Source organism: Moorena sp. (assembly GCF_982860115.1).
In genome coordinates this window covers 1-2,416 of the sequence record NZ_CEYLVT010000438.1, presented here as the reverse complement: position 1 = coordinate 2,416, position 2,416 = coordinate 1, and the positions used below count along the sequence as shown (strand labels likewise).

General features: G+C 44.6%; 1 protein-coding gene. It reads left to right on the top strand.

Features of this window, described 5'->3' with window-relative positions:
- Positions 1–828 precede the first annotated feature (828 nt).
- Positions 829–1,848 carry an alpha/beta hydrolase gene (locus AC4II3_RS32465; protein WP_488017252.1) on the top strand — a complete coding sequence of 340 codons (1,020 nt, stop codon included), beginning with the start codon at positions 829–831 and terminating at the stop codon, positions 1,846–1,848.
- Positions 1,849–2,416 lie beyond the last annotated feature (568 nt).

Sequence of the window (2,416 nt, the reverse complement as noted above, 5' to 3'; positions counted from 1 at the left end):
ATGCTTTGGATCATGCCTTCATAGTATTGTCCTAAGCAACTCTTTCTCTGCTATATAGGGAATAGGGGATCTGGGCACAAGGGATCTGGGAAGCAGCGGATCTAGTTAGAACCATTAAGGAATAAGAAATAGTAGATGTACCCTGAGTGATCCCTCAGTTACCCGCTGGGGATTTTTTTTGTTCACTCTGGTCTCAACCAATCTATCAGTTCTATGTGGGATAGCCATCTTGGCTGTCTCCTTAGGGTAAGCATTTCTAATTTCTTCCGGAGCGAGACAGAGTAATGAAGGAATAAGAAATAGTAGATGCACCCTGACTCATCCCTCAGCTAACCGCTGGGGATTTTTTTTGTTTAATCTTGTCTCAAGCAATCTATTAGTTTTATTTGGCTTAATCATTTCTAATTTCTTCCGGATCGAGACAGAGCAATGAAGGATTAAGAAATAGTAGATGCACCCTGACTCATCCCTCAGCTACCCGCTGGGGATTTTTTTTTGTTCAATTTTGTCTCAACCAATCTATCACTCCTGATCAATGCGTAAGCGTTTTGAAACAAGAGTTGTCAAAGCATTTCGGAGAGGGGGTTTCTAGCCTAATGGCTAATATTGTACGTATCTCGATCCCAATATCTGGAAACTAAAAAATGAGGAATCACAGTAGTACATAACTACTATCAAAAAGAATTATTATCAAACCAAAATGGCTGGCACTGGGGGGGGCGGAATGTGGGTTGATCAATTTCTTTAAATGATTTACTATTTCCCAGGGAGATTCAGTTGTATTGATTTTTGCTGAATCCTTTTACCTCTAGGTCATTAGGAGTGCTGATGAGAAAGTTTACTGCTTTGTTTGCTTTAATTTGTCTTTGTTTGTGGATGTTGTTTCAAGCTCCTGCCTTAGCTGAAACCCGATCCATGCTTGACTACAAGGTCACGCCAGAGGTGATCTACGGCAAAGGGGATGTTATCGTCGAAGACGATGAAGGGGATGATAAATTGGATACTATCAACTTGTGGATGGATGTCTACGAGCCCCTTGAAGACACGGAAGAAAAAACGGAAGAAAAACCACGACCCGCTATCATTTTTACCCACGGCGGCTCGTTCCATCGTGGCAGTCCACGCTACACCTACGACGAAGGTGGCGCGCAAGACACCTCCCCGGGGGATTATTGCCGAAAGTTTGCAACGCGGGGCTACGTTTGCTTCGCAATCACTTATCGACTGATACCTGACAACCCAGTAGCGTCGGACTACCCGCCAGAGGATATCGACATGACGAACGTCGAAATCATGATCGATCAGCTGAATAAGGTTCGTAAAATAATGTGCCTCGATCCCCTGGATCCTAGCGATCCTGAAGACATGAAACTTATCACCGATGGGGTGCTGTCGGCTGCCGAAGACCTGCGTACGGCCGTCAAGCATATCCGCAACTCAGCTGAGACGTACAATATCGATCCAGAGCGCATTGTCCTCGGTGGATTTTCTGCCGGAGCCTTAACAACTTTGAACGTTGCCCATGGTATGCACGAACCGGTAGCAGCTGCTTTCTTGCTGTCGGGTACTATCCTTGGCTTCGACATCCTCAACACGGTAACAGAATCATCGGATAGCCCGCCGATCCTCCTGTTCCAAGGCCAGAACGACCTGGAAGGCTATTTCGTTTCAATGCCCATTCTGATTGAGCATTACAAGAAAGTTGGTGTTCGATATACCTTTGCCTGGGTCCCCGCCTTCGGCCACTTCTACACTTCAGGGGCAACCAGCCTCTCTGGAGACGGTTCAAAGATGTCGATTGACGAACGGATTATGCAGTTTCTTGAGGAGACCTGGGCGGATTTGTAAATAACGTCAATCCCCCGCTTGCCCCATGGTTCGTAGAAAAGAGCTGTTTTGCCATATTGTTCCGGATCTAGATAGAGCAATGAAGGATTAATAAATAGTAGATGCACCCTGACTCATCCCTCAGCTACCCGCTGGGGATTTTTTTTGTTTAATCTTGTCTCAACCAATCTATCAGTTATATTTGGCTTACCCATTTCTAATTTCTTCCGGAGCGAGACAGAGCAATGAAGGATTAAGAAATAGTAGATGCACCCTGACTCATCCCTCAGCTACTCGCTGGGGATTTTTTTTGTTCAATTTTGTCTCAACTAATCTATTAGTTCTATTTGGCTTACCCATTTCTAATTTCTTCCGGAGCGAGACAGAGTAATGAAGGAATAAGAAATAGTAGATGCACCCTGACTCATCCCTCAGCTAACCGCTGGGGATTTTTTTTGTTTAATCTTGTCTCAAGCAATCTATTAGTTTTATTTGGCTTAATCATTTCTAATTTCTTCCGGATCGAGACAGAGCAATGAAGGATTAAGAAATAGTAGATGCACCCTGACTCATCCCTCAGCTACCCGCT

Excerpts from the sequence above, each read along its gene's own strand:
- AC4II3_RS32465 (WP_488017252.1), top strand. The coding sequence starts at position 829 with ATGAGAAAGTTTACTGCTTTGTTTGCTTTAATTTGTCTTTGTTTGTGG.